We start from the raw sequence: 25109 nt of genomic DNA, 5'->3' as shown, positions 1-25109 counted from the left end.
TCGCATTACAAAACACAATGCAGGGTATGCGGCACCGATCCGGAGACCGCCATGTTCGAACCCGCCCAGCTCCGCTCGTTCCTGGCCGTGGCCGAAACCTTGAGTTTCACCAAGGCCGCCGAGCGCCTCGGCCTGGCCCAACCCACCGTCAGCCAGCACGTCCGCAAGCTGGAGACCGCCGCCAAGCGGGTGCTGGTTGCCCGGGATACCCGGGATGTACGCCTGACCGACAACGGCGATGCCATGGCCGGGTTCGCCCGCAGCATCCTCGCCGCGCACGACTCCGCCGCCCGCTATTTCTCCGGCTCCGCCATGCGCGGCCGACTGCGCTTCGGCACGGCCGATGATCTCGCCATCACCGGGCTGCCACGCATCCTCCGGGAGTTCCGGCAGATCTATCCCCAGATCAACCTCGAGCTGACGGTCGGGCAGAGCGACCAGCTCTACAAGCGCCTGAATGCCGGGCAACTGGATCTGGTCTTTGTGAAATGGGTGGCCGGGGCCAAGGACGGGACCGTGGTCCAGCAGGACGCCTTCGCCTGGGTCGGCCTGGAGCAGACCGTGCTGGAACCGGCTGATCCTGTCCCGCTGATCGCCTACCCCTCCCCCAGCCTGAGCCGGAAGCTTGCGATCGACGCCCTGGAAGCCACCGGGCGCACCTGGCGGATCACCTGCACCACACGCCAGATCAGCGGCGTACTGGCCGCCGTCCGGGCCGGCATCGGTGTGGCGGTGATGCCTTCCTCCCTGGTGCCGGAGGACCTGAAAATCATCACCCGCCGCTTCGATCTGCCACCGGTGGGCGACGTCGATTTCACGCTCATCCGCAATCCGCTGGCCAATACCGAGGTGATCGATGCCCTCACGCAGGCGATCGTGGGCCGGACCCTGAAACGACCGGCCTGACGCGCGGGCGGTCCCGCAGCCAGCACTGATCCTGCCACGGTACCTACGGGGCGGACTACCCGGACCCGGGCAGTACTTACTTGACCATTGAACGGTGCACGTACTTCATCTATCCTGACACTACTTAAGATCCACCGTTCGAGGTCAAGCAGTGGCCCACGACAACGATTCGAATAACGAACGCTGTCCGTCGCTGACGCCCTGTGGCTGGCGTCGGAGCGTTCGGGATAGGCCGCCATTGATGCCAGCCATTAATCACCCCCGATTGCCCGCCCCCGCCGCCCACGCGACAAAGTCCTCCCGTCAGGTAACCGCGCCGGCCCGCCCCGCAGCGGCCATGCACCACTCGACCGCCGGAATGCAGCACGCGGCCACCCCGGGCCAACGGGGAATCCGCCCGACTACCCTCGCAGAGTCCGATTATGTGGCCAGCCCGTACTGCGAACGCTGCGGCACGGACGAGTTCATTTACCTTGAGACCTTCGTCCCGGCCACGCACCGGAGGGACGGCTCGGTCAGCAAGCTCGGCGAGGTCACCTACTTCTGCTCGGGCTGCGACGATTTCTCCGCCCACGCGGTCCCCGCTTCCTGGGTCCCGCCGGGCTGGTACTTCGGCTAGCCCCGACTCCGCTTAGCGCCTTCGCCGTTAAACGCCGCCGCCGTGCCGCACCTTATGGTGCCTGCACGGCGGCGGTGTTTTTTTGGGTTTCAGGGTTCCAGCACGCCCGAGCCGGGGTTTTAGCAGCCCCGGGCTAGATCAGGGCGTCGGAGATGTGGTTGGGCGTGCCGAAGCGGTGCGCCGTGATGCTGATAGCCTGCTCGTGCAGGAACGGCAGCAGTTCCACGCGTCCGGCTTCCGTGACGGGGTGGACATACACCGCCAGGTCCGGGCGTCCGCCCGTGGCTTCGGCCAGCGCCTTGGCGTCCCCGCCAATCAGCCGGATCCGGGCGCCGGAAAGCTTGCCCGCCGCGGCGAGGGTGCCGGCGGAAGCGAGCCATTCGGCGTCGTTCTCAACAGTCGCCGCGATGCCAAGCCCGGACAGGACGGCGCGCAGCTGGGCGGGCAGTTCGACGGCGGTGGAGACCGTCAGGACGGACCCGGCCAGGACGCCGGCGGCGACGGTCCGGACGAGGCCGGCAAGCGGCTCGTCTTCCGCGAGGCGGACCGTGACGGGCAGAGCACGGTAGCGGAAGACGTTGCGTTCCGCACTCAGGCCGGAGACGTCCTTCGCGGTGCCGAACTCTTCGGCCCAGGCGCGGGCGTCGGAGGCGAGCGCGCGCTGCAGCGGCGCGAGTTCGTCGGCGGTCAGGAAGCCCTTGGCGGCGTCCTCGATCCGGCGGACGCCGGCGTGGGCGGGAGAAGTGCCCGGGGTGCCGGCGGCGGCGCTGGGCTTGCTGGCCCATTCGCCGAGGCCGACGAGGTAGTTCGGGCCGCCGGCCTTGGTGCCGGCGCCGACGGCGGATTTCTTCCAGCCGCCGAAGGGCTGGCGCTGGACAATCGCGCCGGTGATGCCGCGGTTGACGTAGAGGTTGCCGGCCTGGATGGTGTCCAGCCAGATCCCCAGTTCCTCGCTGTTGAGCGAGTGCAGGCCGGCGGTGAGGCCGTATTCGATCTGGTTCTGGATCGCGATGGCCTCCTCGAGGGTCTCTGCAGTCATAACGCCCAGGACCGGGCCGAAGAACTCGGTGAGGTGGAAGTAGGATCCGCGGCGGACACCGGAGCGCACGCCGGGGCTCCAGAGCTTGCCCGAATCATCGAGCTTCCGCGGCTCGACGGCCCAGGTCTCGCCCTCGCCGAGGGTGGTGAGGGCGTTCAGGAGCTTGCCGTTGGCGGGCTCGATGATCGGGCCCATCTGGCTCGCCGGGTCCTGCGGGTAGCCGACCTTGAGCGAGGTGACGGCGTCGATCAGCTGGTTGTGGAAGCGCTTCGACTTCGCCACGGAGCCGACGAGGATCACCAGCGAGGCGGCGGAGCACTTCTGGCCGGCGTGGCCGAACGCGGAGTACGCGACGTCCTTGGCCGCGAGGTCCAGGTCCGCGCTCGGAGTGACGATGATGGCGTTCTTGCCGCTGGTCTCGGCCAGCAGGGGCAGGTCCTTGCGGAACGAGCGGAACAGCTCGGCGGTCTCGTAGCCGCCGGTCAGGATGACGCGGTCCACAGACGGGTGGGAAATGAGCTGCTGGCCCAGTTCCCGCTCGCCCAACTGGACCATGGTGAGCACATCGCGCGGAACGCCGGCCTCCCAGAGGGCCTCGATCATGACGGCCCCGCTGCGGCGGGCTTGCTTGGCGGGCTTGACCACGACGGCGGAGCCGGCGGCGAGGGCCGCAAGGGTGGAGCCGGCCGGGATGGCGACCGGGAAGTTCCACGGCGGCGTCACAACGGTGAGCCTGGCCGGGACGAAGGTGGCGCCGTCGACGTCGTCGAGCTTGCGGCCGGACTCGGCGTAGTAGTGCGCGAAGTCGACCGCCTCGCTGATCTCCGGATCGCCCTGATCGATCGTCTTGCCGGTCTCGGAAGCCATGACCTCAAGAAGGTCCGCGCGGCGGGCCTCGAGGACGTCGCCGGCGCGGTGCAGGATTTCGGCGCGCTCGGCGCCGGAGAGTGCACCCCAGGCCTTGCCCTTCTCGACGGCGGTATCGATCACGGCATTCAGGGTCGCGGCATCGTTGATCGTGGCGGCCTCGACGGAGGCGTTGCCCAGTGTCGACGTCGTCACGCGGCCCAGGATGGCGCGGCCCCAGTCGCGGTTCGCGGGCAGCGACGGATCCGTGTCGGCAGTGTTCTCGAACGAGTCGTGCGGCAGCGGCGCGGCCGGAACGGCACGGTTCTGCAGCCGGTTCGGACCCGGGACCTCGTCGTCGAGCTTGGCCAGCGAGGCGAGGAAGCGCTGCTTCTCGCGCTCAAACAACGTTTCGTTTTCACTGAGTTCGAACACGGCGGACATGAAGTTGTCCTGGCTGGCGCCCTCTTCGAGGCGGCGGATCAGGTAGGCGATAGCGACGTCGAACTCGGCAGGGTGGACCACGGGCGTGTAGAGCAGGAGGGAGCCGACATCTTGTCTGACGGCTTCGGCCTGGCCCTGGGCCATGCCGAGCAGCATCTCGAATTCGATACTCTGCTGTGCGCTATCCGCGATGCCGCGCTGCTTGGCCAGGAGCCAGGCGAAAGCGATGTCGAAGAGGTTGTGGCCGGCGACGCCGATCCGGATGTTGCGGACCCGGTCCGGGTGCAGCGAGTAGTTGATGACGCGCTTGTAGTTGGTGTCCGAGTCCTGCTTGGTGCCCCAGGTGGCGAGCGGCCAGTCATGCAGGGAGGCCTCGACCTGCTCCATCGGCAGGTTGGCGCCCTTGACGACGCGCACCTTGATGGCGGCGCCGCCGTCGGCGCGGCGGGCGGCGGCCCAGTCCTGCAAGCGGATCATGGCGGACAGGGCGTCCGGGAGGTACGCCTGGAGCACGATGCCGGCCTCCAGGTTCTTGAACTCGGGCTTGTCCAGGATCCGGGTGAAGACCGCGATGGTCATGTCCAGGTCCTTGTATTCCTCCATGTCCAGGTTGATGAACTTGGCCTTCTGGCCAGTGGACGCGTAGGAGGCGGCGCGGGCGAAAAGCGGGGTGAGCTTCTCCACGACATGCTCCACGGCCTCGTCGAAGGCCCAGGCGGAGTGCGGGGCCACCGTGGAGGAGACCTTGATCGAAACGTAGTCGACGTCGGGCCGGGACAGCAGGGTGTGCGTGCCCTCGAGCCGGCGGGAGGCCTCGTGTTCGCCGAGCACGGCCTCGCCGAGGAGGTTGACGTTGAGCTTGATGCCGTCTTTGCGGATCTTGGCGATGGCCGGGCCGAGCTTGGCGTCGGTGGCGTCGACAATGAGGTGGCCGACCATTTCACGCAGCACCCGGCGGGCAACCGGGATGACCACCTGGGGCAGGACCGGGGCCATGGCGCCGCCGAGGCGGACCGCGCTGCGCATGTACCAGGGCAGGAAGGCCGGGACCTTGGGCGCCAGGGCGGCGAGGTTGCGGGCGGCGACCTGCAGGTCTTCGGGACGGACGACGCCGTCGACGAACCCGACCGTGAAGTCCAGGCCGTTGGGGTCCTTCAGGACCCCTGCGAGCTGCTCGGCCGAGGCGTCGACGGGCACCTTTGCGGCCTCGGTGAGCCAGTGGCGCACCAGCGCGATGGTGTCCTCGGCGAGGGCTGCGGCCTCAAGGACCGTGGAGCCTTCCGAAACGGCGGCGTGCGTGGCGTCGTTGCCTGCGGCGTTTCCGGTGGTGGCGCCGGGCTCCGTGGAGATGTTGGTCATGGCTGAAACACGTTCTTTCTCAAAAGGTGGACCTCTTACGAAACAGTATGCGACCGGACTTTCATAAGATAAAGCGAAGTTTTCTGAGCAATACCGGTTAGAAAAACCGATGCTTCCGGTCCCCGTCCGAACGTTCGGGAACCACTCCGGACCTTCCCGCACTTCTGGCACTTTTTCAAGCGACCCTCCCGCACTTCTGGCACTTATTCAAGCGACGCTCCCGCACTTACCGCGCTGAAACGGCGAACCCTCTCCCAAGAGGTGAGAGAGGGTTCGCCGATATTGCACCGGACCTGAGGGAGCGTCCGAATATCTTCTGCGGGAAGTGAGGGAGCGTTGGGTGGGCGGGGTAGTTAGGTCAGTGGGCGGTGCATCTCCACGATCTCCTCGTGCCGCGGGCTGTCCGGGTTCATCAGCGAGTGCCTGCGGCCGTACGTGAAGTAGATGATCAGGCCGACGATGAGCCAGACGACGAACCGCAGCCAGGTCTCCCAGTGCAGCTGGAACATCAGGAAGAGCGAGGCAAACACGCCGAACGCCGGAACCACGGGCATCAGCGGCAGCCGGAATGTCCGCGGGGCGTCCGGCTTCTTGTAGCGGAACACGATCACCGACACACAGACGACGACGAACGCGGCCAGGATGCCGATGTTGGTCAGGTCCGCGACGGCCTTGATCGGGAGGACGCCGGCCAGGATTGCGGCCCCGACACCGGCGATCCAGGTCACGCGCTGGGGCGTGCCGTTCCGGTCCGTCTTTGAGAACCAGCCGGGCAGCAGGCCGTCGCGGCTCATCGAGAACCAGACGCGGGTGACGCCGAGGAGGAAGGTCAGCATCACGGTAAGGATGGACAGGACGGCAAACACGGAGATGATCGTCGCGATCACCGGAAGGCCAACGCTGTTGAAGGCGGAGGCGAAGCCGGCCTTGGGGTCGATCTCCGTGAAGTTCTGCATACCGGTGAGCACCAGGGTGGCGGCGGCGTAGAGCAGCATGGCGATGACCAGCGAGAGGATGATCGCCTTGGGCATGTGCTTCTTGCCGTCGGTGGCTTCCTCCGCCGCGGTACTCATGGCGTCGTAACCGAATACCGCGAAGAACACTGTAGCGGAGCCGGCCACCACGGGACCGAAACCGCTGGGGAAGAACGGGTTGTAGTTGTTGGTGTTCACGTAGAAAATGCCCAGGCCGATGATGAACAGGATCAGCAGCACCTTGATGCCGACGGCGATCAGTTCGAAGCGGCCGAAGGTCTTGGTGCCGCGGGAGAGAATCCAGGTCACGAGCAGGCAGACGAGGATCGCGGGAAGGTTGATGATGCCGCCGGTGCCTTCATCCGGCGTCGCGGTCATCCAGACGGGCATATGGATGCCGATACCGGAGAGGAACGCGTCGAAGTAGCCCGAGATGCCGATGGCCACCACGGCGACGATGGCGATGTACTCCAGCAGCAGGTCCCACCCGATGAACCAGCCGATGATCTCGCCGAGGGCGACGTAGCCGTAGGTGTAGGCCGAGCCTGCACGCGGGATCATTCCTGCGAACTCCGCGTAGGACAGCGCCGCGGCGGCGGACGCCAGGCCGGCGATCAGGAAGGAGATGAGCACGGCCGGCCCGACTCCGGGCTCGGACTCGCTGCCGTGGGCCACAAGGCCCGCCAGGGAGAAGATGCCGACGCCGATAATGCCGCCGACGCCGATGGCCGTCAACTGCCAGAGCCCCAGGCTCCTGTGCAGACCGCTGTGTTTGTTTTCTTCCTCGATGTCGTCGATGGGCTTGCGCCGCATGATCGACTGTGACAAATCCCGTGTAGCCATGAGGGCCTCCTGCTTAGGTGCGGTGCCCATCACTCCACCCTGTGATGGGGCATATCGAGTGAGAACAGTATGCAAGCCCGGTTGCATTAGATAAAGTGAATTCTCTTAATGAATAACCGTCAGGATTCACAAAGGAATAGCGATGCTCGACGTCCGGCGTTTGCGACTGTTGCGCGAACTGAAGATCCGGGGCACTTTGGCCGAAGTGGCCGAAGCGCTTCAGTACAGCCCGTCGTCAGTTTCGCAGCAACTGGCCCTCCTTGAGAAGGAGGCCGGGGTGGAGCTCCTCCGCAAGACCGGGCGCCGGGTGCAGCTGACCCCGCAGGCCGAAGTCCTGGTGGCCCACACCTCCCAGCTCCTGGAGACCCTCGAGCAGGCGGAGGCGGACCTGGCCGCGTCGCTGACCACGGTCACGGGCACCGTGCGGATTGCGGTGTTCCAGTCTGCCGCGCTGGCGCTCATGCCGGACACCCTGACCAGAATGACCGACAGCTACCCGGAAGTCCGGGTCGAAATGACCCAGCGGGAACCGGAGACGGCCCTTCACGAGACGTGGGCCCGCGACTTCGACCTCGTGATCGCCGAGCAGTACCCGGGCCACGCCGCCCCGCACTACGCCGAACTGGACCGCGTGGCCCTGACCCGCGACGCCATCCGGCTCGCCGTTCCGCCGCCCTCGCCCGACCGCGACCCCATTAGGACGCTGGCCGATACCGCAGGGCTGGCCTGGGTGATGGAACCCCGCGGAGCGGCCTCCCGGCACTGGGCTGAGCAGGCCTGCCGGAGCGCCGGGTTTGAGCCCGACGTCCGCTTTGAAACCGCCGACCTGCAGGCCCAGATCCGGCTGATCGAATCCGGAAATGCGGTGGCCCTGATGCCCGACCTCGTGTGGACCGGCCGCGGCACCAGCGCGCAACTCCTGGACCTGCCCGGGGATCCGCACCGTACGGTGTTCACCTCGGTGCGGCGCTCAAGCGCCAGGCGGCCCGCGCTGCTGGCGGCCCGGGAAATCCTGGCGGTGACGGCGGCATCCATCGTGCCGGCGGCGGCCGCGGGCGTCCTCGGTCCGGCCCCCGTGGACCGGCCCGCGTGACTTCCGGCATGTGTGGAACAGCGCGTGGCGGACCGATGCGTGTGCAGTGCGCCACAGCGCGGGCGGTGGCCCCGCGTTAGACTGATGTCGTTATGAATCGCACAATATTCAAATCCAAGATCCACCGCGCGACGGTCACGCACGCGGACCTTCACTATGTCGGATCCGTCACCGTGGACCTGGATCTGCTGGAGGCGGCCGACATCCTGCCCGGGGAGCTCGTGGCGATTGTCGACGTCACGAACGGCGCCCGGCTCGAGACCTACACGATTGCCGGCGAACGCGGTTCCGGCGTGATCGGCATCAACGGCGCCGCCGCCCACCTGATGCACGAGAACGACATCGTCATCCTCATCACCTACGCCCAGATGACCACGGAAGAGGCCAAGGCGTACAACCCCAAGGTGGTCCACGTTGACCAGGACAACAAGATTGTCCAGATCGGCAACGACCCCGCGGAGGGCATGACGCCCGGCCTCATGCGTCCGCCGCACTCGCTGAACAACGCCGCGCTCAACTAGCGGCAGCGCGCCGTCGGGCGTAATAGGACGGCGCGCGGAATAAAGCTGATTACTCTGGACGGGTGACCCTCACCCGCCGCCCACCAGCCCCGCTGCGGAGAACCGCATGCTAGGGGTACTGGCGGGTTTCTTTGTCGTCTGGGCCATCATCCTCGTCGGCATGTTCGTGGGCCGGCGCAATATCCTGGGCGAGAACGCCCGCCCCGTGCTGAGCGCCCTGACGTTTTTTGTGGCCAGCCCCGCCCTGCTGTTCGAGACCCTCAGCAAGGCGAAACTCCACGACGTCTTTGCCGCGCCGCTGCTCGTGACGGCAGTCGGGGCGGTGACCACAGCGGTCCTGTTCTTTGGCATCGTGCGCTTCGCGCTCAAGCGGTCCCTGCCGGAAGCCCTCATCTCCTCCATGAGCTCGTCGCTGGCCAACTCGGCCAACCTCGGCATTCCCATCGCCGTCTTCGTGCTCGGCGATGCCAGCTATGTGGCACCCCTGCTGATCTTCCAGCTGGCTTTCTTCACCCCCTTGTTCCTCATGGCGTTGGACGCCACCACCAGCTCGCACCGCACCACGCCCCTGAGTTTCGTGCTCATGATCCTGCGCAACCCGATGATCGTGGGTACAGGACTCGGGCTCCTGGTGGCCGCCACCGGCTGGACGGTGCCACCACTGATCCTGGAGCCCATCCATTTGATCGGCGGGGCCGCGATCCCGGCTATGCTGATCGCCTTCGGCATGAGCCTGAACGGTTCCAAGCCGCTGCAGGCGGCCGCCGGACGCCGGCTGGACGCCCTGCTGGCGAGCTTCTTCAAGCTCGTTGTCCACCCGCTGGTGGCCTACCTGTTTGCCCATTTTGTCCTCGGCATGCAGGAACAGGCGCTCTTTGCCGCCGTCGTCACGGCCGCCCTGCCCACCGCCCAGAACGTGTTTGTCGCGGCCAGCCGTTACCGCACCGGCGTAACGGTAGCCCGGGACACCGTGCTGATCACTACGGTGGTAGCTGTGCCCGCCATGATCGGCGTGGCCCTGCTGCTGGCCTGACCTCGCCGGGCAGCCGGGCTCGGCTGAACGGTATCGGCGGACCGGCACCAAACCCGGAGGAGGACCCTTGAAAACAACCCTGGACACTGTGGTCATCGGCGGCGGCGCGATGGGCTCGGCCGCCGCGTGGGCGCTGGCCCGGCGCGGCCGGGAGGTGACCCTGCTCGAGCAGTTCGGTCCCGGCCACCGCAACGGCGCCTCCCACGGCACAACCCGGAACTTCAACCCCGGCTACGCGGATCCGGACTACGTCGCCATGCTGGCAGAGGCGGCCAGGCTGTGGAGCGAGCTCGAAACGGACGCCGGCGAGCGCCTGCTGGCGCGCACCGGCGTCGTAAACCACGGCCCCGATCCGCGGTTGCCCGAGGTCCGGAACGCGCTGCTTGCGGCCGGGCTCCGGGCGGAGTTCCTCTCCGCCGGGGAAGCCGCCGAGCGCTGGCGGGGCATCCGTTTCGATACGCGCGTGCTGCACATGGCGGATGGCGGCCAGTTGAACCCCGATGCCGCACTGCCGGCGCTGCAGCGGCTCGCCGCCGGACTCGGCGCCGAGATCCGCCATCATGTGAAGGTCCTCGAGTTGAAAGTCCTCGACGACGGCGTCCGGCTCACCCTCGACGCCGGCGGCCGCACCGAGGTCCTCGCCGCGAGGCAGGCAGTGGTCACCGCTGGCGGCTGGACCACGAAACTGCTCGCCGGAGTGGCGCCCCTGCCCCGGCTGACGGTCACCCAGGAACAACCAGCACACTTCGCCATCACCGATGAGGGTGCCCAGTGGCCGGGGTTCAACCACATGCCCGGCCACGGCGACGCGTACGCGTACTGGCGTTCGCCGGTCTACGGCATGCAAACACCGGGCGAGGGGATCAAGGCCGGATGGCACGGGGTGGGCCCGGTGGCGGACCCGGACCGGCGGAGCTTCGCGCCGGAGCCGGAGCAGCGGGCGGCCCTGCAGCGCTACGCCCGGGACTGGCTGCCCGGGGTCGACGCCGACTCCCTCTCCGACATCAGCTGCACTTACACGACCACCGTGGATGAAAACTTTGTCCTGGACCGGATCGGGCCGGTTGTCATCGGCGCCGGCTTCTCCGGGCACGGCTTCAAGTTCACACCGGTCGTGGGCAGGATCCTGGCCGACCTCGCGACCGGCGACGGCGGAGCGCCGGCCATCTTCTCGGCCTCCCGCCCCGGGGTCCGCTGACTCCGTCGGAGCAACCGGTAGGCTGGGGCCGGTCTTAGGCGCCCGCGGATACCCGGGGCGCCAGCATGAGGTGGGGGAAAATTGCTCAGCACGCGGTCAGGCAGCATCCAGTCCAGCGACATCCAGTCCAGCAGCGCCCAAGCAATGGATGCCCGCAGCCCGAGGATCGGTGCGGTCGACTGGATCGTGCGCGGGGTGGCGGGCCTGCTGCTGGTGGCGACGTCAGCGTGCTCCGGCCCGGGTGCTGTTCCCCCGGCCGCCGGAACCGGCGTCCTCGTCGTCACGGCCTCCCCCTCCACTGCGTCAGCCGGCACGGACAGCGCTCCGCTGGATCCGGACGCCACCCCCGGCGTCGAAGTTCCCGGCGTCGAAGTTCCCAGTGTCGAAGTTGCCGGCGCCGATGTTGCGGCCGCCGCGACCCGGCAGCCGGCCTCGGCGGGCAAGGCCCTCTCGGTGCTGGCCACGCTGCCCGTCAAGGGCCGCGCCACCAAGACGGGCTATTCCCGCGACCAGTTCGGCCCGGCCTGGTCCGACGTTGATCACAACGGCTGCGATACCCGCAATGACGTGCTCCGCCGCGACCTCACTTCAGTCGCGCTCCGGCCCGGGACGCCGGACTGCGTGGTGCTCTCCGGCGTCCTGGCCGACCCCTACACGGCCGCCGCCATCCACTTCCTGCGCGGCAATGCCACCAGCACCGCCGTCCAGATCGACCACGTCGTGGCCCTCAGCGACGCCTGGCAGAAGGGCGCGCAGCAGCTGAGCCCGGCACGGCGGCTGGCCTTCGCCAACGATCCCCTAAACCTGCTGGCGGTGGACGGCCCGGCCAACCAGAGCAAGAGCGACGGCGACGCCGCCACCTGGCTGCCGCCGAACAAGTCCTACCGCTGCAACTACGTCGCCCACCAGATTTCGGTGAAATCCAGCTATGGGCTCTGGGTCACCCAGGCCGAGCACGACGCCATGGCCCGGGTCCTAACGAACTGCCCGGACGCACTGGCCCCCGCCACCCAGCCGGCCGCCGCTCCAGCCCAAGCCGCGCCCGCTCCTGCGCCCGCTCCTGCGCCAGCACCTGCGGCCGGGGTGGCCTACGCGAACTGCGCCGCGGTCCGTGCGGCCGGCGCGGCGCCCATCCGCGTCGGCCAGCCGGGGTACAGCCGCATACTGGACCGGGACGGGGACGGCGTCGGCTGCGAGTAGCGGCGGCCGGCCCGTCCGCGGGCCGGGGGGTCAGTTCTTCTGGTGCTCGTGCAGGAGCCGGGCGCAGCGGATGAAGCCCAGGTGCGAATACGCCTGGGGATGGTTGCCCAGGTGGGTTTCCGTGCCGGGGTCGTATTCCTCGGGCAGCAGCCCCGTGGGACCGAACAGGTTCACCAGCTGGTCAAAGAGGTCCCAGGCCTCCTCGATCCGGCCGACGGCGACATAGGCCTCGATCAGCCAGGTGGTGCAGATGTGGAAGCCGCCCTCCAGGCCCGGCAGGCCGTCGTCGTACCTGTAGCGGAAAACCGTGGGCCCCACCCGCAGTTCCCGCTCCACCGCCGTGACGGTGGCCAGGAACCGGAGGTCGTTGACGTCCAGCAGGCCGGAGAGACCGATGTGCAGCACGGCTGCGTCCAGGTCCGGACTGTCGTACGCCACGGTGTAGGAGGACGCCGACTCGTCCCAGCCCTCGCGCAGGACTTCCTCCCGGATCTTCGCCGCCGTGGGCTCCCAGGCCGGCAGCGGTTCCCGGCCATGCCGGACGGCTGTGCGCAGCGCCCGGTCGAGCGCCACCCAGCACATCACCTTCGTGTAGACATGGTGCCGCGGCGCCCGCCTGGCCTCCCAGATGCCATGGTCGGCCTCGTGCCAGCGGGCCAGGACGGCTGCGGCCATCTGGACCAGCAGGTCCCAGTGCCCGTCGGAGAGCATGCCCTGGCGGGCGCTGAGGGCGTTGATCAGCTCGGCGATCGGGCCGAACACGTCCAGCTGCACCTGGTGGTCGGCGGCGTTCCCGATCCGCACCGGGCGGGATCCCGCGTAGCCGGGCAGGCTCTCGATGATGGCCTCGGTGGACAGCGGCGCCCCGGTCACGGAGTAGAGCGGATGGAGCCACTCCGGACCCGGGGCGTGGGCCAGGATCCGGCCCAGCCACGCCAGGAATCCCTCGGCCTCGGCCGTGGAGCCCAGGTCCACGAGCGCGTTGACGGTCATGGACCCGTCCCGCAGCCAGCAGTACCGGTAGTCCCAGTTGCGGGTGCCGCCGATTCCCTCCGGCAGTGAGGTGGTGGGCGCGGCCAGCACAGCGCCGGTGGGTTCATGGACCAGCGCCCGGAGCACCAGCGCGGACCGGCGGACCAGCGACGGCTTCACGCCGGGCAGTTGCAGTTCGTGCACCCAGCGCCGGGAGTGATGGGCGACGGCGGCGCGACGCCGGGTCTCATCATCAGTCTCGTCCCCGGGCACCGCTGACTGCGGTTCCGTGTCGCCGCAGCGCAGGTTGAGGACGACCGGCCCGTCCCGCAAGTCGACGTCGCCGGTGGCGGTGCCGTGCCGGCCGTCCGAGGTGATGGAAAAGGTCACTCCGGGCGCCCGAAGTATGATGGGGTCCGCGGTTCCCACGACGTGCAGTTCCGTTCCGCGCGCCTCCATGCTGAACGGCGCATTCGCGTAGTCCGGCCGCGGAGCGAAGACGATTCTCGCGGTGCCGGTGCCGGACAGCACCCGGACCAGGCTGGTGATGCCGTCCGGGGCCGGCTCCAGGTAGTCCGTCACCGTGACGTCGGCCCAGCGGGTTTCGACGATCATGGTGCTGTCCACGTAGCGCTGGCCCAGGACCTGCGAGGACTTCGCCGGTTCCACGGAGAAGTGCCCCGCCGCATCTCCGCCGAGCAGATGGGCGAACAGCGACCCGCTGTCCGGCAGCGGGTGGCTCATCCAGCAGATCTTCGCGTCCGGGGTGATCAGGGCGGTGGACGAGCCGTTGCCGATCATGGAGTGCCGCTCCAGCCCCACGGCGTCCTCGCCGAACAGCCACGCCCGGCGCAGTTCGAACAGGATCGCCAGGACGCGGGCGAACGACTCCGGGTCCCGGAGGATGTGGGCCGCCACGGTGGGCCCCTCCCCCACGCGCAGCGCCATGTCCGGCCCGCGCAGCGTCGCCATGGCCAGCTCATCGCTGAAGGCGTCGCCGGCGTAAAGGGCGGCGCTCACGCCGAGTATGGAGCGCAGGTGCTCCAGCGCGGAGGCCTTGGACGGTTCCACCACGGAGAGATCCAGCACCGAGCCGTCCACAACAAAGTGCAACCCGTGCGCCCGGGCGATCTCCTCCGCCTTCGTGGTGGCCAGTGCGACGACGTCGGGGGCGGCCGGGCGGGTATGCACCGACACGGCGACCGGCTTGCGCTCAATGCTGATGCCCCGGTAGGCGCCGACGGATTCGGCGAGTGCCTGGCTGGCCTGCTGCAGTACCGATTCGGTGGCGAGGGACAGCCCGTGGGCGTAGCCCATGTCGAACTCCGCGCCGTGCGAGCCGACCAGGTGCACTTCCGCGGGGAGCCGTGAGACGGCGGCCAGATCCCGCAGCGACCGCCCGGAGATGACGGCCGCGTGGGTGTTCGGGAGGGCTGCCAGCGCCCTCAGCGCGATCGCCGCGCTGCCCAGCGGCAGGGTCTCGGTGGAAATGCCTTCTGCTGCGCACAGCGTGCCGCCGTAGTTGCAGGCCACGAGCAGCCCGGGAGTGCGGGCCAGGATCTTGAGCTCAGCCAGCAGTTGCGGCGTGAGCCCGTCGTCGGCCGCGTTGGTCTGCACGAAAGCGCGGAGCAGGCCCAGCGGGAGGGATTTGGTGAGAAGCGCAGAGTCGGCCAGGGCCTGGTTGAACGGTGTGGGCATCGGCGCGGTCCTTCGAGTAGTCCCCAATGCCTGCATGCGAATCGTCCCCGGGAGGACGCACTTCAAGTATCCTCCCGGGACGATTTCGCATGGGTGTCCCGGCAGTTGCAACTATGTAACATCCGCCGGGCCGCCCCGAATACCCTGGGACCCGCGATGGCACCAGTGCTGGTTCCTTGCTGCGCCGCCACGCCGTTGCGTTTCAGCAGCCGGCTGGCCTGTATTCGTAGGTCCCCGCATCGGCCGCGCCGCCACCCTGGCAGTCGCCCTTCTGGTTGGCCGGCCGCCCGTCCAAATCCAGGGGGAAGGGGCTGACCCCGGCCCGGTCAATGGCCGGGCTCGCGCCGGAGAGGTGGAGATCGGCGGGTGCGTTGACAAAGCCGGCCGGCTCGGTGGTGGAGGTGGCATTGGGAATGATGTTCGTGGGGCCGTTGAGGACGTTTTCCTGCTCGGTCCAGCCGGCGCCGTCCATCCACAGCGCGTTGCGGGCGGCCACCAGGATGTTTCCCCTGACGACGGTGGAGGCCGGGCACGACGAGTGGCAGACCAGGGCCTGGGAGTCCGCGCCGTCCAGCCACACGGTGTTGTATTCGAACGTGGTGCCGTTGGTCGGGCCGAAGGAGGACGTCCTGCCGCGCGCGATCAGCCCCATGGCCTGGGAGCAGTTGGGGCCGCAGGTGGACCGGACCAGGTTGTAGCTGTACGTGTTGCCGTCGGCATTTCCGCCCTTCCCGCGCCCCAGTTCGGAGAAGACGTTGTTATCCACGGCCACGTTGTGGTGGATCCTGTTCCGGTTCCCGTTGAAGATTTCGAACGCGCTGCCGTCGTGGCCAAAGTCGTAGGACACCGCGGTGGAGCCGGTGACGGTGTTGCTGGCGAACTCGTTGTCGCTGCCGTTGATCAGGAAGCCAAAGGCACCCGAGTCGTCATCGCACTTCAGGGACGTGGCGGTGCCGCACAGCTCCCCCGGCGTATTGACGTTCATGATGTTGTTGTCGGCAAGCGTGTTGTTGGCATAGGTGCCGAAGTCGGAGCCCTCGCTCACTTTGATGCCCGCGGCATTGTTCCTGGCGGCGGAGTTCCGCACGGAGGCGTGGTCGCCGTAGATGCTGAAGCCCGCATAGCCACACGACTCCGCCCGCAGGCCGTCAACGGCGATGTAGTCGCCGTCGAGCCTGACGCACGTTCCTGCCAGTCCGCCCGTAACGACGGGCGGATCGCCGCTTTCATAGGCATTCAGCGTGACCTTGAGCCGGCTGGTGCCGCTCTGGCCGACCACAAGGCCCCCGGAGAAGATGTCTCCGCGGCGAAAGCTGACCGAATCCCCGGGCCGAAGCGCAGTGGCATTGACCTTGTCGAGAGTCGCCCAGGCTGATTGCGGCGACGTCCCGTCGTTGGCGTCACTGCCGTCGGCGCTCACGTAATACGTGACGCCCTCGGACGACGCCGGCGCGGACGGGCCGCCGAGCAATCCTCCCAGGAACAGCAGGACGAGCAGCGTGGCGGCGGCTGTGGACTTGATCTTCATGGGTGCACCTGGGTTTTCGCCATGTATCCGCGGTTCCGGGCGCCACCGCCAGCCGGCGGACCACATCGGCACCCTGAGGGGCTTAACGCTAAGAGCGGCCCCGCCCTAAGTCAACGGACGAGTCCGGCCATGCGCGTCAAAATGTTCCTTTTTGCTACTTGACGTTCCTTATTGTGCGATTATGATAGCTAATGATGTGAGCTGCTTCACTCCACCCGCGTTATTTCAAAGGAGAAATTATGACCATGCATGAAGACGCACTGCTCCGGGCCTCCAGCCGAGGCGGGTGGGACCGGAGGACGCTGCTGAAGACCTTCGGCGCCGGAGCAGTCGCGATGGCCGGCATTCCCCTGCTCTCGGCCTGCACGGGCGGCAGCGCACCTGCCAGCGGCGGCGCCAAGACGGCCACGTTCGGTTCCGGGTCCTCCGACGAGGTCCCCAAGGCTGCCTACAAGGCGGTGACCGACGCTTTCCAGAAGAAGTCCGGCATCGCGGTCACCACCAACGTGGTGGCGCACAACGACTTCCAGAACAAGATCAACACCTACCTCCAGGGCAGCCCCGACGATTCGTTCACCTGGTTCGCCGGGTACCGTATGCAGTACTACGCCGGCAAGGGGCTGCTCGCCCCGATCGATGACGTCTGGGAAAAGGTCGGCGGAAACTACTCCGATGCCCTGAAAAAGGCCTCGACCGGCGCCGACGGCAAGATGTACCTGATCCCGAACTACAACTACCCCTGGGGCTTCTTCTACCGCAAGAGCCTCTGGACGGAAAAGGGGTACACCGTCCCCACGACGTTCGATGAGCTGAAGGCCCTCGCCACCAAGATGAAGGCCGACGGCCTGATCCCGATTGAATTCGCGGATAAGGACGGCTGGCCCGCCATGGGCACGTTCGACTACCTGAACATGCGCCTGAACGGCTACCAGTTCCACATGGACCTCACCGCGCACCGGGAAAGCTGGGACCAGAAGAAGGTCAGCGACGTCTTCGATACCTGGAGGGCCCTGCTCCCGTTCCAGAACCCGAACGCCCTGGGCATGACCTGGCAGGACTCGGCGAAGTCCCTCGCGGACAAGAAATCCGGCATGTACCTGCTCGGCTCCTTCCTCACCCAGCAATACACGGACAAGGCAACCGCCGACGACATCGACTTCTTCCCGTTCCCCGAGGTCGCGATGGAAGGCCAGGACGCCATCGAGGCACCCATCGACGGCCTGCTGCTCTCCAAGAAGGGCGGCCAGAACCAGGCCGCCCGGGACTTCCTGGCCTACGTCGGCACCCCGGAGGGACAGGATGTGTACGCCTCGGTCGACTCGTCCAACATCGCCACCGCCAAGGGCGCCGATACCTCCAAGTTCACTCCGCTGAACAAGAAGCTGGCCGAGGCCATCAGCGGCGCCAAGAACATCAGCCAGTTCTTCGACCGCGATGCCCTGCCCGCCATGGCCAACAACGTGATGATCCCGGCGCTTCAGTCCCGCGCGGGTGACGGCGCGGTCAGCACGGCTCTTTCCTCTGCATTTCACTCTGCATTTCACAAGGCAAGGAATCTCCATGAGTGTCTCTACCAACCCGTCGGCGCGGGGGCGCAAAGCAGCCGCAGCCCCCGCGCGGCGGGTTCGGCGGCTGTCCGGCCGCGACAAAGTGGTGCTCGGCTTGATGGTGGGCATCCCCACGCTGATCCAGCTCGTACTGGTCTGGATCCCCACCCTCATGTCGGTCGGACTGTCCTTCACCCGCTGGAACGGGCTGGAGCTGACCGACATCAAGCCCGCCGGCGTCGAGAACTACCAGTTCATCGCCCAGGATTACCCGCCGTTTTGGCCGGCCATGCAGCACAACGTGCTGTGGCTGGCGTTCCTGGCACTCGTCGCCACCCCGCTGGGGCTGCTCCTGGCCGTGCTCCTTGACCAGAACATCCGCGGCACGCGGATCTACCAGAGCATCTTCTTCGCCCCGGTAATGCTCTCCCTGGCCCTGATCGGGATCATCTGGCAGTTGTTCTACAACCGGGACAGCGGCCTCCTGAACTTCCTGCTTGGCACCGCCGGCACGCCCCAGGCCGTCGACTGGTTCGGGGATTCCAGCGTCAACATCTGGGCAGCCCTCTTCGCCGCCACCTGGCGGCACGCCGGCTACGTCATGATCCTGTACCTGGCCGGGCTCAAGGGCGTGGATCCGACCCTGCGCGAGGCGGCCCAGATCGACGGCGCCAACGCGGTCCAGACCTTCTTCCAGGTGGTCTTCCCGGCCATGCGCCCGGTGAACGTCATCATCATCGTCATCACCGTCATCGAATCCCTCCGGGCGTTCGACATCGTCTACGTGATCAACCGCGGCACCAACGGGCTGGAACTGATCAGCGCCCTGGTCATCCAGAACCTGGTGGGCGAAGGGCAGGTGATCGGCATCGGCTCGGCGCTGGCCGTCATCCTGCTCGTCATCTCGCTGATCCCCATCACGTTTTATCTCTCCCGCGCATTCGGAAAGGACAAAGAGGCATGAGCATCGCCCATCCAACCGATGCCGCCGCGGCCGGCAGCCCGGCAGACGCCCGGCAGCGCAGCTCCGGCCCAAGCGGGACCGGCCCCCGCCCCGGCCGCCCGGCCAACAACAAGCAGGGCAAGAAGCACTACGGCACCCACGTCTTCCTTATCGTCATGGCCGCGATCTGGCTCGTACCCCTGGCCTGGGCCATTTTCACTGCCCTGCGGCCCAAAGCTGACACCGACAAATACGGCTACTTCAGCACCGGCGGCGCCTTCAACTTCGACAACTTCGCCCAGGCCTGGACACAGGGCGGCTTTTCCCAGCTGTTCTGGAACTCCGTGCTCATCACGGTCCCCTCGGTGTTCCTGATCCTCTTCTTCGCCTCCATGATGGCATTCGCCGTGAGCCGGGTGAGCTGGAAGTTCAACATCACCCTGCTGATCATGTTCACCGCCGGAAACCTGCTGCCGCCGCAGGTGCTCGCGGCGCCGCTCTTTGAAATGTTCAAGCACTTCGAGCTTCCCTACGCCGTCAGCGATTCCGGGAACCTGCTCAACACCTACATCAGCGTGATCGCCGTGGACACCGCCTTCCAGATCGGCTTCGTGACGTTCGTCCTCTCGAACTACATGAAGGCCCTGTCCCCCGAGCTGACCGAGGCGGCCCTGGTTGACGGTGCCGGCGTCTGGCGCCAGTACTGGGACATCATCCTGCCGCTGTGCCGCCCGGCCCTGGCCGCCATGGGCACGCTCGAGGTGATCTTCATTTACAACGACTTCTTCTGGCCCCTGCTCTTCATCCAAAGCGGAGACCGGCTTCCGGTCACCACAGCGATCAACAACCTCCAGGGCCAGTTCCTCTCCAACTACAACCTGATCGCCGCCGGCGCCATGATCACGGCCGTTCCGGCCCTGATCATCTACCTGCTCCTGCAGCGCCACTTCGTGGCGGGCCTGACCCTCGGCTCCAGCAAAGGATAAACGTGGACAACAGCTCCAACCACAACAACGCCATGGACTACATCACCGCCCGCCTCGGCTCCGAAGGCTCCCCGATGCTGGCATTCGGCGGAGACTACAACCCGGAGCAGTGGCCCGAGAAGACCTGGGACGAGGACGTCCGGCTGATGCGCGAGGCCGGCGTCAACCTGGTCAGCGTGGGCATCTTCAGCTGGTCCCTGCTTGAGCCGTCCGAGGGCGTCTACGAGTTCGGCTGGCTGGACCGGGTCCTGGACCTGTTGCACGCCAACGGCATCCGGGTGGACCTGGCGAACGCCACGGCGTCGCCGCCGCCCTGGTTCAGCCACAAGTATCCCGAGTCCCTGCCTGTGACGGCCGACGGCGTGCGGCACAGCTACGGTTCCCGGCAGGCCTTCGCGGCGTCGAGTGCCGAATACCGCCGGGCCGCCGCGGCCCTGACCGAGCAGATTGCCACCCGGTACAAGGACCACCCCGCCGTCGTGATGTGGCATGTCCACAACGAGTACGGCTGCCACAACCAGCCTGATTTCTCGGACGGTGCCGCCGCGGGTTTCCGGCGCTGGCTCGAACGCCGGTACGGCAGCCTGGAGGCCCTCAATGCCGCGTGGGGCACCGCCTTCTGGTCCCAGCGCTACTCGGCCTGGGAGCAGATCCTGCCGCCGCGCACCTCCGGGACCTGGGTGAACCCGACCCAGCAGCTGGACTTCGCCCGCTACTCCTCCGATGAGCTGCTCGAATGCTACAAGGCCGAGGCCGCCATCATCCGCACGCACTCGGGACATCCCGTGACCACCAACTTCATGGGTTTCAACATGGGCCTGCACCAGCCCGTGGACTACTGGCGCTGGTCCGAGGAGATGGATGTGGTCTCCAACGACCACTACCTGGTTGCCGAGGATCCGCGGAACTTCCAGGAACTGGCGGCAACCGCCGACCTCACCCGCGGCTGGGCCAAGGGCAAGCCGTGGCTGCTCATGGAGCATTCGACCTCTGCCGTGAACTGGCAGCCGCGCAACATCGCCAAAGCGCCCGGCGAGATGCTGCGCAACTCCCTGCAGCATGTTGCCCGCGGCGCCGACGGCGCGCTCTTCTTCCAGTGGCGGGCCTCGCGGGCCGGCGCCGAAAAGTTCCATTCCGGGCTGCTGCCGCACGCCGGCACGGACACCAAGGTTTGGCGCGAAGTGGTCCAGCTGGGCCAGGCGCTGCGCAGCCTGGCCGAAGTCAGCGGCTCGGCGGTCACAGGCGCGTCCGGCCGGGTGGACGTCGCGATCCTCCACGACACTGACGCCCGCTGGGCCTCGGAACTGGACTCGCACCCGAGCGTGGACGCCTCCAACATCGCCGAAACCCGGCGCTGGCACGATGCCTTCTACCGCGCCGGCATCCCCACCGACTTCCGCCAGAGTACCGATGACCTTTCCGGCTACCGGCTCGTCGTCGCGCCGATGCAGTACCTCGTGAGCGATGCCGGGGCCGCGAATCTGGACGCGTACGTGCGCTCCGGCGGCCACCTCGTGGTGACCTATTTCTCCGGTATCGTGGACGAAAATGACCACATCAGGCTTGGCAGCTACCCCGGCGCGTTCAGCGGACTGCTGGGCGTGAAGATGGAAGAGTTTTTCCCGCTGCGCGGCGGCGAAAGCATCCGGCTCAGCAGCTTCGGGGCGGGTACCTGCTGGAACGAATTGGGGCATGCCACCTCCGCCGAGGTCCTCGCGGCCGTGGAAGTGGGACCGGCTGCCGGTTCTCCCGCCGTGACCCGTAACCGTGCCGGAAGCGGTCGCTCCTACTATGTCGCCACGTCACTCGCGCCGGAGGGCCTGGGCGAACTGCTCGCCGTCGTCTGCGCCGATGCCAGGGTGCAGCCGCTCGTCCCGGATCTGCCGGCCGACGTCGAAGTGGTCCGGCGCAGCAAGGACGGGACCGACTGGACGTTCTGCATCAACCACGGGGCCCACGACGTCCGGCTGCCGCTGGAAGGCGTGGACCTGCTCACCGGCGCCGAACTCGACGGCGGACTCGGCCTCGCGGCCGGCGGTGTCGCCGTCGTCCGTTCGGCTGCCGCCCGATTGGTCGGCACCTCCGCCAGCCACTCAAGCCTGCCAAACCACTCAAACCTGTAAGGACTCCACATGCTAGCCGCAGCCCGCCATTCCGCCATCCTCGCGGAGGTCCAGCGTGAGCGGATCGTCCGTGTCGCGGACCTCGCCACAATGCTCGGCGTCTCGCTGATGACCGTGCGGCGGGACATCGAGGCCCTCGACGCGGCGGGCGCCGTGGAGAAGATCCACGGCGGGGCCAAGTTGCCCGGCGGCGCCGGCACCCACGAGCCAGGCTTCGAGCTGAAGGTGACCCAGTTCAAGGACGAGAAGATGGCGATAGCGCAGGAGGCGGCCGCACAGGTGCGCGAGGGCATGGCGGTCGGGCTCAGCGCCGGCACCACCACATGGGCGCTGGCCCAGCTGCTGTCCGCCGGCCCGCGGATCACGGTGGTCACCAACTCGGTGCGGATCGCGGACGTCTTCCACCAGAGCGCCTCCCCGTCCACCGTGATCCTGACCGGCGGCGAGCGCACACCCTCGGACGCCCTCGTCGGGCCGCTGGCCACTTCCTCGCTCAAACAGCTGCATCTGGACGTATTGTTCCTCGGCGTCCACGGTGTCGACGCCGACGCCGGCTTCACCACCCCCAATGTGCTCGAGGCCGAAACTGACCGGGCCTTCGTCACCGCGGCCCGGCGGGTGGTGGTGCTGGCGGACCACACCAAGTGGGGCACCCTCGGCATCAGCACGATCGCCGGCCTGGAGGACGCTGACGAACTCATCAGCGATGACCTTCTGGGCAGCGAGGCCCGGCGCATCCTCGGCGAGCGCGTCGGCCGGCTCCGCCTGGCCCATACCGGCGACGCCCGGAGCATCAGCGCAGCCAGCCCCACAGCTGCCACAGGCTGACCGCCCGGCCCCCGTCCACCCAAACCACTACGCCTGGAGCTGCCGTGAACAACCCGGACCTCACCCTTGCCGCCGAGACCCGCTCCCCTGTGGGCGTCCCGGACCTGTTGCCGCAGAATCTGGAGCCGTTGTACCTGCGCCGCTCCGGAACGTCCCTGCTGATCGACTTCAGCACGGGCGAGGCCGCCATGCTGCACTTCGGCGCCGACCTCGGCCCGGCCCTGCCGGATCTTTCGCTGCTGGGCCACGCCGTGCCGCACTCGGCCCTCGACGTCCCGGTCACGCTGGGACTGATCCCGCAGGCGTCCTCCGGCTGGCGCGGGCGCCCCGGCCTCCGCGGCCACCGGAACGGTCAGGCGTTCTCGGCCCGTCTGCGTGTTGTCAGTGTTGAACGGTCCGGTGCTGAGCTGTCCAGCGGCGGGCGGTCCCGCGGGGCGGACTGCTCGGCCGTCATCACCCAGGCCGACCCCGAGGCCGGTGTCAGCGTCCGTACGGAGATCAGGATCAACGACGGCGGCCTGCTCCAGCTCCGGCACCGGCTCGACAACGACGGCGCCGGCCTGTACAGCATCGACGAACTCGCCGCCGTGCTGCCCGTGGGCCGCGCCGCCACAGAAATCCTGGACCTGACCGGCCGCTGGTGCCGGGAGTCCCACCCCCAGCGCCTGCCGCTGCGCCAAGGCACATGGGTCCGCTCGGGCCGGCACGGCCGGACCGGCCACGACGCCTCGCTCCTGCTCGCGGCTGGCACCCCCGGATTCGGGAACCGCCACGGGCAGGTCTGGGCCGTGCATCTGGGCTGGAGCGGCAACCACGAGAGCTTCGTTGACGCCACCGCGGACGGCCGGACCGTCCTGGGCGCCTCGGAACTGCTCGGCGCTGGCGAGATCAGCGTGGCCGCGAACGCCAGCTACGAGACCCCGTGGCTGTACGCTGCCTACTCCGCCGCGGGCCTGGACGGCATCAGCGATGCCTTCTACAGCTGGTTCCGCGGGCGCCCTCACCACCCCGGCGTGCGGTCCGGCAAGGCCCGTCCCGTGGTGCTCAACGTCTGGGAAGCTGTCTACTTCGACCACCGCCTCGAGCCCCTGCTCGAACTCGCCGAAGCGGCCGCCGGGCTCGGCGTGGAACGCTTCGTCCTCGACGACGGCTGGTTCCGCGGCCGCCGCGACGATCACGCCGGCCTTGGCGACTGGTACGTCGACGAGGACCTGTGGCCGGCGGGCCTGACGCCGCTGATCGACGCAGTTACCGGCCACGGCATGGAATTCGGGCTCTGGGTCGAACCCGAAATGGTCAACCTGGACTCGGACCTGGCCCGCGCCCATCCGGACTGGATCGCCGGCCCGTCACCCCAGAGCGCCGGGGGGAACCAGTCCGCCGGGGGCAACCCGCCCGCCGGGGGCAACCCGGCCGGCCGGCTGACTGGCCGGCTGCCCATGCAATGGCGGCATCAGCAGGTCCTTGACCTGGTCAATCCGGCGGCCTGGCAATACATCTTCGACAGGCTCGATGCCCTGTTGAGCGAATACCGGATCAGTTACCTCAAATGGGACCAGAACCGGGACCTGGCCGAGATGGGCCACGCCGGCCGCCCGTCCGTGCACGCCCAGACTCAGGCCGTCTACCGGCTCCTGGACGAGCTCCGCAAGGCCCACCCCGGCGTCGAGATTGAAAGTTGCTCCTCCGGCGGCGCCCGCGTGGATCTCGGCATCCTGGAGCGCACCGACCGGATCTGGGCCTCGGACTGCAACGATGCCCTGGAACGGCAGACCATCCAGCGCTGGACCGGCGTGGTGGTGCCGCCGGAGCTCGTCGGATCGCACATTGGCCCCACCACGAGCCACACCACGGCGCGAACGCACGATCTCTCGTTCCGGGCGATCACCGCGATGTTCGGCCACTTCGGCCTCGAATGGGATGTCCGGCGACTCGACGATGCCGAACGTACCGAGCTTGCCCGAGCCATCGCACTGTTCAAGCAGTACCGGCCCCTCCTGCACAGCGGGCGCATGGTGCGGGCCGACGAGCCCGATCCGGCCCTCCGGCTGCACGGCGTCGTGTCCCACGACGGCGGCGAGGCCCTCTACGCCCTGGTCTCGGTGGCGACGTCGTTCGCCGAAGTCCCGGGGAAGGTTTGCCTGCCCGGGTTGCTCCCGGACACCGCGTACCGGGTGGAAGCGGTCTACCCGGCGGCCGAGGACCGGCGGGCGTTCCTGCAGGCGGCGCCACCGGCGTGGCTTGCAGGCGGCGTCGAGGCGTCGGGACGCTTCCTGGCCGAATCCGGGCTCCCAATGCCGGTCCTGAACCCGGAACACGGGCTGCTCCTGGCAGTCCGTCGTACCACCGCCGGCGCTCCGGCCGCCGATCCAGCCGCAAACAGCGCACACCCCGTGAGGAACCCCTAGC

At 67.9% G+C, this 25109-nt stretch carries 17 protein-coding genes; 13 read left to right on the top strand and 4 right to left on the bottom strand.

The window, feature by feature from the left end:
- Nucleotides 1-51: 51 nt before the first annotated feature.
- The gene (locus AC1DRO_RS18455) at nt 52-906 is read left to right on the top strand and encodes a LysR substrate-binding domain-containing protein (protein ID WP_476951944.1); all 855 of its coding nucleotides are present in this window, start codon (nt 52-54) and stop codon (nt 904-906) included.
- 241 nt (nt 907-1147) lie between these two features.
- The gene (locus AC1DRO_RS18450) at nt 1148-1525 is read left to right on the top strand and encodes a hypothetical protein (protein WP_476951943.1); all 378 of its coding nucleotides are present in this window, start codon (nt 1148-1150) and stop codon (nt 1523-1525) included.
- 133 nt (nt 1526-1658) lie between these two features.
- Here AC1DRO_RS18450 and AC1DRO_RS18445 read toward each other — a convergent pair whose 3' ends face one another.
- Nucleotides 1659-5213, bottom strand: a complete 3555-nt coding sequence (locus AC1DRO_RS18445) for a bifunctional proline dehydrogenase/L-glutamate gamma-semialdehyde dehydrogenase (protein ID WP_476951942.1) — start codon at nt 5211-5213, stop codon at nt 1659-1661.
- Nucleotides 5214-5566: 353 nt separating this feature from the next.
- The gene (locus tag AC1DRO_RS18440) at nt 5567-7030 is read right to left on the bottom strand and encodes an amino acid permease (protein ID WP_476951941.1); all 1464 of its coding nucleotides are present in this window, start codon (nt 7028-7030) and stop codon (nt 5567-5569) included.
- Between the two features lie 142 nt (nt 7031-7172).
- Between AC1DRO_RS18440 and AC1DRO_RS18435 the strand changes: the two genes are divergently transcribed.
- From AC1DRO_RS18435 to AC1DRO_RS18415, 5 genes are all read left to right on the top strand, one after another.
- Nucleotides 7173-8123 (top strand): LysR family transcriptional regulator, encoded by a 951-nt coding sequence (locus AC1DRO_RS18435; RefSeq protein ID WP_476951940.1) that lies wholly within the window; start codon nt 7173-7175, stop codon nt 8121-8123.
- Nucleotides 8124-8215: 92 nt separating this feature from the next.
- Nucleotides 8216-8644 (top strand): aspartate 1-decarboxylase, encoded by a 429-nt coding sequence (gene panD / locus AC1DRO_RS18430; protein ID WP_028275366.1) that lies wholly within the window; start codon nt 8216-8218, stop codon nt 8642-8644.
- A gap of 106 nt (nt 8645-8750) precedes the next feature.
- On the top strand, nt 8751-9677 hold the full coding sequence (locus AC1DRO_RS18425) for an AEC family transporter (protein WP_018774009.1): 927 nt from the start codon (nt 8751-8753) through the stop codon (nt 9675-9677).
- A 67-nt stretch (nt 9678-9744) separates the two neighbouring features.
- On the top strand, nt 9745-10875 hold the full coding sequence (locus tag AC1DRO_RS18420) for an FAD-dependent oxidoreductase (RefSeq protein ID WP_476951939.1): 1131 nt from the start codon (nt 9745-9747) through the stop codon (nt 10873-10875).
- Nucleotides 10876-10956: 81 nt separating this feature from the next.
- Nucleotides 10957-12075: a GmrSD restriction endonuclease domain-containing protein gene (locus AC1DRO_RS18415; protein ID WP_476951938.1), complete on the top strand. Its 1119-nt coding sequence runs from the start codon at nt 10957-10959 to the stop codon at nt 12073-12075.
- 30 nt (nt 12076-12105) lie between these two features.
- On the opposite strand, the gene AC1DRO_RS18410 is transcribed toward AC1DRO_RS18415, so the two are convergent.
- Both AC1DRO_RS18410 and AC1DRO_RS18405 read right to left on the bottom strand, forming a co-directional pair.
- Nucleotides 12106-14745 (bottom strand): trehalase-like domain-containing protein, encoded by a 2640-nt coding sequence (locus AC1DRO_RS18410; RefSeq protein WP_476951937.1) that lies wholly within the window; start codon nt 14743-14745, stop codon nt 12106-12108.
- Between the two features lie 202 nt (nt 14746-14947).
- A complete protein-coding gene (locus AC1DRO_RS18405) occupies nt 14948-16273 on the bottom strand; it encodes a right-handed parallel beta-helix repeat-containing protein (protein ID WP_476951936.1) in 1326 nt (441 codons plus the stop codon).
- Between the two features lie 239 nt (nt 16274-16512).
- On the opposite strand from AC1DRO_RS18405, the gene AC1DRO_RS18400 reads away from it, so the two are divergent.
- The 6 genes from AC1DRO_RS18400 to AC1DRO_RS18375 all read left to right on the top strand — a co-directional run bounded on the left by AC1DRO_RS18400 (nt 16513) and on the right by AC1DRO_RS18375 (nt 25108).
- Nucleotides 16513-18189, top strand: coding sequence for an ABC transporter substrate-binding protein (locus AC1DRO_RS18400; RefSeq protein ID WP_476951935.1), 1677 nt, complete (start codon nt 16513-16515; stop codon nt 18187-18189).
- Complete coding sequence (locus AC1DRO_RS18395) at nt 18110-18784, top strand: carbohydrate ABC transporter permease (protein WP_476951934.1); 675 nt, start codon at nt 18110-18112, stop codon at nt 18782-18784. The genes AC1DRO_RS18400 and AC1DRO_RS18395 overlap by 80 nt, the downstream gene beginning before the upstream one ends.
- On the top strand, nt 18781-19749 hold the full coding sequence (locus AC1DRO_RS18390; protein WP_476951933.1) for a carbohydrate ABC transporter permease: 969 nt from the start codon (nt 18781-18783) through the stop codon (nt 19747-19749). Before AC1DRO_RS18395 ends, AC1DRO_RS18390 begins: the two co-directional genes overlap by 4 nt.
- Nucleotides 19750-19751: 2 nt before the next feature.
- Nucleotides 19752-21872 (top strand): beta-galactosidase, encoded by a 2121-nt coding sequence (locus tag AC1DRO_RS18385; RefSeq protein WP_476951932.1) that lies wholly within the window; start codon nt 19752-19754, stop codon nt 21870-21872.
- Nucleotides 21873-21881: 9 nt separating this feature from the next.
- Complete coding sequence (locus AC1DRO_RS18380; protein ID WP_476951931.1) at nt 21882-22700, top strand: DeoR/GlpR family DNA-binding transcription regulator; 819 nt, start codon at nt 21882-21884, stop codon at nt 22698-22700.
- Between the two features lie 119 nt (nt 22701-22819).
- Nucleotides 22820-25108: an alpha-galactosidase gene (locus AC1DRO_RS18375; RefSeq protein WP_476951987.1), complete on the top strand. Its 2289-nt coding sequence runs from the start codon at nt 22820-22822 to the stop codon at nt 25106-25108.
- Nucleotide 25109 lies beyond the last annotated feature (1 nt).

The organism is Arthrobacter sp. P4_F11, from assembly GCF_056401395.1.
This window is presented reverse-complemented; position numbering and strand designations above follow the sequence as displayed.